Below are 7,744 nucleotides of genomic sequence, written 5' to 3' on the forward strand. Positions count from 1 at the left end.
CAGGCTAATCCGGTGCGGCCACCGCGCAAGCCATCGCCTCGCGCGGTGCGGGCAGCCCGGTGAACTGTTCCACCTGCGCGAAGGCCTGGTGCAGCAGCATCTGCAGGCCGCTGATCACCCGGCCGCCCGCGGCGCTCACCGCGGCGGCCAGCGGCGTGGGCCACGGATCGTAGACGGCATCCAGCAGCACACCGACGCGTTCGAAGGTGCCGACGTAGCGTTCGGCGACGTCCGCCGGGATGGTGCTGACCAGCACCTCGGCGCCGGCCACCTCGTCGGCCAGCCCGTCGCCGTCCAGATCGCAGAACCGGGTGGGCACGCCCAGTTGCTTGCCCAGGTCCATCAACCGGGCCGCCTTGTCGGGATTGCGGGCCACGACGGTGATGCCGGCGACGCCCAGTTGGGCCAGGCCGGCGACGGCGGCCGGCGCGGTGCCGCCCGATCCACAGACGAGCGCCCATCCAGAGAACCGCCCAATTGACGCGAGCGCCCCGGTGACCCCGTCGATGTCGGTGTTATCGGCCCGCCAGCCGGTCGGCGTGCGGACCAGGGTGTTGGCCGATCCCACCCGCTCCGCACGGTCGGTGCGCTCGTCGGCGAACCGTAGGGCGGCGAACTTGCCGGGCATGGTCACCGACACCCCGACCCATTCGGGCCCGAATCCGCGGACAACGCCGGGCAGCTGCTCGGCGTCGCATTCGATGCGGTCGTAGGTCCAGTCGGTCAGACCCAGCGCGCGGTAGGCGGCCAGGTGCAACTGCGGGGATTTCGAGTGCGCGATCGGCTTGCCGAGCACGCCCGCCCTGCGCGGCGCCGCGCTAGCGGGGAGTGCTGTCGAGGACACCGTTGTGCTTAGCCAGCTCGATGTTGGCCAGGTGTTGTTGATAGTCGCGGGTGAACAGTGTCGTGCCCTGAGCGTCGATGGTGACGAAGTACAGCCAGTCACCGGGCTGCGGGTGCTCGGCGGCGTTCAGTGCGTCGGTACCGGGCGAACAGATCGCGGTGGCGGGCAAGCCCTGCGACACGTATGTGTTCCACGGCGTCTTCTGGCCACGGTCGGCGTCGCTGGTGGCCACCTCGCGGCGGTCCAGCGGGTAGTTGACCGTCGAGTCGAACTCGAGCGTGTGGTGGGCGTGCAGGCGGTTGTAGATGACCTGGGCGACCTTGGCGAAGTCCTGGGAGTTGGATTCCTGCTGCACCAGCGACGCCACCACCAGGATGTCGTACGGCGACAGGCCCATGGCCACGGCGGTGTCCACCAACCCGGATTTCACGTACTCCTCGGCACCGGCGCCGATCAGGGTCGACAGGATGGTCTCCGGTGAGGCGGACGGGTCGATGTTGAAGGTGCCGGGCGCGATCAAACCCTCGATCCGCCGGTGGTCCTTGCCGAGCTCGCCGACGGGCTCGGTGGCCCATGGCGGCACTGCCAACGCCAAGGCGGAGCTGTTGGTCGCCGCCGCGCGCAGATCATCCACCCGGACGCAGCGGGTGTGACCGTCGAGATCCACGCAGGTGGCGCGCGAGATCAGCGTCAGGATCCCCGGCGTCACCACGTTGGTCTTCATGTCGGTGGTGTCGTCGACCTGACGGCCCTCCGGGATGACCAGCCGGCCCACCCGGCTGTTCGGGTCGGCGAGGCGCGCGACGGCGTTGGCCGCCGGGATTTCGGTGCGCATCCGGTAGAAGCCGGGCTGAATCGAGTTGATGGCGCTGTTGCCGTGCGCGGCGTTGACGAATGCTCGCACCGTCTTGATGACCTGCTCTTTTTCCAGCGTCTCGCCGATGTTGGTCGTGGAGTCACCGGCCTGAACCTGAATCACCAGGTCCCGCTTGCCGCTACCGCTGTAGTCGTCACCGAGCCCGAACAGCGTGTGCCACAATTTGCCGCCCGCGAACACGCCGGCGAGCACCACCACGAAGAACACCGCAAGCGCGATCTTGACGGCGAAGCGCCGCCGACGGCCCCGCTTCGCCTGCTTGCGGGCGACGCGGCTCGACCTGTGCCGGGAGGGCGGTCCCACCGCCTCGGGCTCGGCTCGGTCCCGCCGTGCGCTGTCAACCATCGCTGAGCTCTCCCGCCACCGCCGCGCGGCGCTGATCCAGCCAACTCTGCAGGATGGCCACCGCTGCCGCCTGATCGATCACCGCACGCTGTTCCCTGGCCCGCACCCCGGCCGCGCGCAGCGATCGCTGCGCGGCCACGGTCGTCAACCGCTCGTCGGCCAGCCGCACCGGAATGGGCGCGATCCGCTGGGCCAGTGCGCCGGCCACCTCGATCGCGTCGATCGCCGACGGCCCGGCGCGATCGGCCAGCGTGCGCGGCAGCCCGACGACCACCTCGACGGCCTCGAGTTCGGCGACCAGTGCGGCCAGCCGCCGCAGGTGCTTACCGTTGCGGTCCCGGCGGACGGTTTCGACCGGGGTGGCCAGGATGGCGTCGGGATCGCTGCAGGCCACGCCGATGCGGACGCTGCCCACGTCGATGCCGAGCCGTCGTCCCCGTCCAGGGTCCTGGACAGGATCGCCGGGCCGGTCAGGCAAGCGGTGCTGTGTCAAGACCACTCAACCGACCCGCGCTATCGCCGCGATCTGGGACCGCACCGCGTCCAGCGCTGCGTCGATGCCCGCCGGATCCTTACCGGAACCCTGCGCCAGGTCCGCCTTGCCGCCGCCACGCCCGTCGACGGTCGCGGCTAGCTGCTTGACCAGGTCATTGGCGCGAAGCCCGAGATCTTGGGCGGCCGGGTTCGCGGCGACCGCATACGGCACCGACCCGTCCCCGCCCTCGGCGATCAGCGCGACCACCGCGGGATCGCTGCCCAGCTTGCCGCGAATGTCGCCGACCAGGGAGCGCAGATCGGCCGCCGTCATCCCACCCGACATCCGTTGCGCCACCACCCGGACGTTACCGATACGCTCCGCGCCGGCCGCGGCGTTGGTCGCGGCGGCCCGCGCGCCGGCCAGCCGGGAGCGCTCGAGTTCCTTCTCGGCCGCCTTGAGTCGCTCCACCAGGTTGGCCACCCGGGCGGGCACCTCCTCGGACGGCACCTTCAGCGACGACGCCAGCCCCGCCATCAACGCGCGTTCCTTGGCCAGGTGCCGGAATGACTCCAGCCCGACGTAGGCCTCCACCCGGCGCACCCCAGAACCGACCGAGGATTCGCCCAAGATCGTCACCGGCCCGATCTGAGCCGAGTTGTGCACATGGGTCCCACCGCAGAGCTCCAGCGAGAACGGGCCGCCGATCTCCACCACCCGGACCACGTCGGGGTAGGCCTCGCCGAACATGGCCATCGCGCCCATAGCCTTGGCCTTCTCCAGCTGCTCGGTGAAGGTATGCACCTCGAAGTCGGCCTGCACGGCCTGGTTCGTCACCTCTTCGACCTGGGTGCGCTGGTCTTCGGAGAGCGGCCCCTGCCAGTTGAAGTCGAATCGCAGGTAGCCCGGCCGGTTCAGCGACCCGGCCTGAACGGCGTTGGGGCCCAGCACCTGTCGCAGCGCCGCGTGCACCATGTGGGTACCCGAATGCCCCTGGGTGGCGCCACGGCGCCACTGCGGGTCGACCGCCGCGACGACCGTGTCGCCCTCTACGAACTCACCGGACTCGACGTTAACCCGATGCACCCACAGGGTTTTGGCGATCTTCTGCACGTCGGTGACCGCGGCGCGGGCGCTTTGTCCAGCGCCCGTCCCGCTGATGGTGCCCTCGTCGGCGATCTGGCCGCCGGCCTCGGCGTACAGCGGGGTGCGGTCGAGCACGAGTTCGACCCGGTCGGCCCCTTCGGCGCCGTGCGTGACCACCGGAACCCGCTTGCCGTCGACGAAGATACCCAGAATCTTTGCCTCGGAAGTCAATTCGTCGAAGCCGGTGAACTCGGTGGGCCCGGCGTCGACCAGCTCGCGGTAGGCGGTCAGGTCAGCGTGCGCGTGCTTGCGTGCGGCGGCATCGGCCTTTGCGCGGCGGCGCTGCTCGGCCATCAATTCCCGGAAGCCGACTTCGTCCACCTTCAGGCCGGCCTCGGACGCCATCTCCAGCGTGAGCTCGATCGGGAATCCGTATGTGTCGTGCAGGGTGAAAGCGTCCGAGCCCGAAATCCTTTTCGCACCAGAGGCTTTGGTAGCGCCGGCCACCTCGTCGAACAGCTTCGAACCCGCCGTCAGCGTGCGGTTGAACGCGGTTTCCTCGGCGACAGCGATGCGCCGGATGCGGTCGAAGTCGGCGACCAATTCGGGATACGACGGGCCCATCGCGTCGCGCACGGTGGCCATCAGGTCACCGACGATGGGTCCCTCGATGTCGAGCAGCTTGGCCGAGCGGATCACCCGGCGCAGCAACCGGCGCAGCACGTAGCCCCGGCCGTCATTGCCGGGCGTGACGCCGTCGCCGATCAGGATGGCCGCGGTGCGGCTGTGGTCGGCGATCACCCGGTAGCGCACGTCGTCGTCGTGGTTGCCGGCGTCGTAGCCGCGCGGTGCGCGTGCCGCCGCGGTGTCGATGACGGGCCGCAACAGGTCGGTCTCGTAGACGTTGTGCACGCCCTGCAGGATGAAAGCGACCCGCTCCACGCCCATGCCCGTGTCAATGTTCTTGCGGGGCAACGGCCCCAGGATCTCGAAGTCCGTTTTGCCGGTACCCTCGCCGCGTACGTTCTGCATGAACACGAGGTTCCAGATCTCGATGTAGCGGTCCTCGTTGGCGATCGGGCCGCCCTCGACGCCGAACTCCGGCCCGCGGTCGTAGTAGATCTCCGAGGACGGGCCGCACGGACCGCGGATGCCCATCGACCAGTAATTGTCTTCCATGCCACGCCGCTGGATGCGATCCTCCGGCAGTCCGGCGATCTCCTGCCACAGCTGCACGGCCTCGTCGTCGTCGAAAAAGACTGTCGTCCAGATGCGTTCGGGATCGAGGCCGTAACCGCCCTGCTCGACGCCATTGGTCAACAGGGTCCAGGCCAGTTCGATGGCACCACGCTTGAAATAGTCGCCGAACGAGAAGTTGCCGGCCATCTGAAAGAACGTGTTGTGCCGGGTGGTGATACCGACCTCGTCGATATCGGGGGTGCGGATGCACTTCTGGATGCTGGTGGCGGTCGAGTATTCCGGAGTTCGCGCGCCCAGGAAGTAGGGCACGAACTGGACCATGCCCGCGTTGACGAACAGCAGGTTGGGGTCATCGAGGATCACCGACGCGCTCGGCACCTCGGTGTGGCCCGCCTTCACGAAATGATCAAGAAACCGCTTCCTGATCTCGTGTGTCTGCACTTTCGGAGTCCGCTTCTTCCTGTTACTTCGGTGTCTGGATCCCAGCCTATTCGCCGGGGCATGGGAAGCCCGTCTAACGACGCATTTCGACCGCTCACAGTACCTGCCCCGACGCGACGGACACCGGGGCGCTAACCCTCCAGAAAGCTCAGCCGGACCGAGCGCTGCGGGTTGTCCCGGTTCAGGTCGACCAGGACGATGCTTTGCCACGTACCCAGCATCGGCTCACCGGCCGACACCGGAACGGTGACCGACGGCGCGACGAGCGCCGGCATCACATGGTCCGCGCCGTGGCCCACGGAGCCGTGCGAATGCCGGTACCGATCGTCGCGCGGCAACAGGCGCTCGAGCGTGTCGACCAGGTCGTCGTCGGAACCGGCGCCCGTCTCGATGATGGCCACCCCGGCCGTGGCGTGCGGGACGAACACGTTGCACAGGCCGTCCCCACGCGACCAGCAGAACCCGCGCACCGCCTCGGTCAGATCGACGATTCGGCGGCGCGAGGTGTCCACGTCCAACACATCGGTATGCACTGGGCCAAGCCTACGGCGCGAGCCTGACCACCAGCCAATCAGTTGTGAGCGCTGCCACAGCATCCAAGGCGGCGGAGAAGCTTTTCCAAAGCGTTGCGACGAGTAACCGGCAGGAGGAAGGTAGCGGGTGGGACCGGTGGCGCCACCGGGGCGCCGCCCCGACACAGGAGGGGTTCAACCGTGTACGCACGCTCCACCACCATTCAGGCGCAACCCCTGTCCGTCGACATCGGTATTGCGCACGTTCGCGATGTCGTCATGCCCGCCCTCACCGAGATCGATGGGTGTGTGGGGCTTTCGCTATTGGTCGATCGGCAATCCGGCACCTGCATCGCCACCAGCTCGTGGGAAACCATTGAAGCGATGCGCGGCAGCGCCGAGCAGGTCGCACCCATCCGGGACCGGGCCGCGCTGATGTTCGACGGCAGCGCGCGGGTCGAGGAATGGGACATCCCGTTGCTGCACCGCGACCACCCCTCCCGCCCCGGCGCGTGTGTGCGCGCCACCTGGCTCAAGGTGGTGCCGGACCAGTTGAACCGGTCGCTGGAGTTCTACCGCATGGCGGTGCTGCCCGAGATGGAAAACCTCGACGGGTTCTGCAGCGCCAGCCTGATGGTCGACCACCCCGCCTGCCGCCGCGCGGTGAGCTGTTCCACGTTCGACTCCATGGAGGCGATGGCCCGCAACCGCGACCGCGCCAGCGAACTGCGCAGCAGGCGGGTCCGCGACCTGGGCGCCGAGGTGATCGACGTCGCCGAGTTCGAGCTGGCGATCGCCCACCTGCGGGTGCCCGAGCTGGTCTAACCCCGCTTGCGGCGGATGATCGCGCGCAGCCGGTCCAGCCGGCCGGCCATCTCACGTTCACCGCCACGGCCGGTAGGCCGGTAGTAGTCGACCCCTACCAGCTCATCAGGTGGATATTGTTGTGCGACAACCCCATCCGGGTGATCGTGCGAGTACTTGTAGCCCTGCGCGTTGCCCAGTCCCGCCGCGCCCGAATAGTGCCCGTCGCGCAGATGGGGTGGAACCAGGCCGGCTTTGCCGGCCCTGATGTCGGCCATCGCCGCGGCCAGAGCAGTGGTGACCGCGTTCGACTTCGGCGCGCTGGCCAGATAAATCGTGCAGTGCGCCAGCGTGAGCTGCGCCTCGGGCATGCCGATCAGCGCCACCGTCTGCGCGGCGGCAACCGCGACCTGCAACGCCGCCGGGTCGGCCATGCCGATGTCCTCGCTGGCCAGGATCATCAGCCGGCGCGCGACAAACCGTGGGTCCTCGCCGGCGACCAGCATGCGGGCCAGATAGTGCAGCGCGGCGTCGACGTCCGAGCCGCGGACCGACTTGATGAAGGCGCTGATGACGTCGTAGTGCTGGTCGCCGTCGCGGTCGTAGCGCACCGCTGCCTCGTCCAGGGACTGCTCGACGGCCGCGACGGTCAACTCGCCGCCCGGCCCGACCGCCTCGGCGGCGACCTCCAGCGCGGTCAACGCCCGGCGGGCGTCCCCGGCGGCCAACCGCACCAGCAGGTCGACGGCCTCCGGCGCGACCGCGGTCTGCCCGCCCAGGCCGCGTGGATCGTCGATGGCGCGCTGCACCACGGCGCGGATGTCGTCGGCTCCCAGCGGCCGCAGCTGCAGAATCAGCGAACGCGACAGCAGCGGCGCCACCACCGAGAAGCTGGGGTTCTCCGTGGTCGCCGCCACCAGCAGCAGCACCCGGTTCTCCACCGCGGACAACAGCGCGTCCTGCTGGGTCTTGGAGAATCGGTGTACCTCGTCGATGAACAGCACCGTCTGCTCCCCATGAAGGAGCGCGGTGCGCGCCTTTTCTATCACCGCCCGAACGTCTTTGACGCCGGCCGAGAGGGCCGACAGCGCCTCGAACCGGCGGCCGGTCGCCTGCGAGATCAGCGCCGCCAGGGTTGTCTTGCCACTGCCGGGCGGCCC

General features: G+C 68.9%; 7 protein-coding genes. 1 reads left to right on the plus strand and 6 read right to left on the minus strand.

What is annotated here, in order from left to right; genetic code table 11:
• Window positions 1-4: 4 nt before the first annotated feature.
• The 5 genes from A5686_RS06755 to A5686_RS06775 form a co-directional block, all read right to left on the minus strand.
• Window positions 5-844, minus strand: coding sequence for a shikimate dehydrogenase (locus A5686_RS06755; RefSeq protein WP_067932369.1), 840 nt, complete (start codon window positions 842-844; stop codon window positions 5-7).
• Window positions 819-2,066: an endolytic transglycosylase MltG gene (gene mltG / locus A5686_RS06760; protein ID WP_067932371.1), complete on the minus strand. Its 1,248-nt coding sequence runs from the start codon at window positions 2,064-2,066 to the stop codon at window positions 819-821. The genes A5686_RS06755 and mltG overlap by 26 nt, the downstream gene beginning before the upstream one ends.
• Window positions 2,059-2,565, minus strand: coding sequence for a Holliday junction resolvase RuvX (gene ruvX / locus A5686_RS06765; protein WP_067932373.1), 507 nt, complete (start codon window positions 2,563-2,565; stop codon window positions 2,059-2,061). The genes mltG and ruvX overlap by 8 nt, the downstream gene beginning before the upstream one ends.
• Entirely contained in the window at window positions 2,566-5,268 is a 2,703-nt protein-coding gene (gene alaS / locus A5686_RS06770; protein ID WP_067932375.1) for an alanine--tRNA ligase, read from the minus strand. It abuts the gene before it with no gap.
• A gap of 131 nt (window positions 5,269-5,399) precedes the next feature.
• Window positions 5,400-5,789, minus strand: coding sequence for a secondary thiamine-phosphate synthase enzyme YjbQ (locus A5686_RS06775; RefSeq protein ID WP_197520499.1), 390 nt, complete (start codon window positions 5,787-5,789; stop codon window positions 5,400-5,402).
• Between the two features lie 192 nt (window positions 5,790-5,981).
• Between A5686_RS06775 and A5686_RS06780 the strand changes: the two genes are divergently transcribed.
• Window positions 5,982-6,605, plus strand: a complete 624-nt coding sequence (locus A5686_RS06780) for a hypothetical protein (protein WP_067932379.1) — start codon at window positions 5,982-5,984, stop codon at window positions 6,603-6,605.
• On the opposite strand, the gene A5686_RS06785 is transcribed toward A5686_RS06780, so the two are convergent.
• A partial coding sequence (locus tag A5686_RS06785; protein WP_067932381.1) for a replication-associated recombination protein A occupies window positions 6,602-7,744 on the minus strand: 1,143 nt, incomplete at its 5' end. The genes A5686_RS06780 and A5686_RS06785 overlap by 4 nt on opposite strands.

Origin of the sequence: Mycobacterium sp. E2479 (genome assembly GCF_001667925.1) — a bacterium.
In the GTDB taxonomy this organism is placed as follows: domain Bacteria; phylum Actinomycetota; class Actinomycetes; order Mycobacteriales; family Mycobacteriaceae; genus Mycobacterium.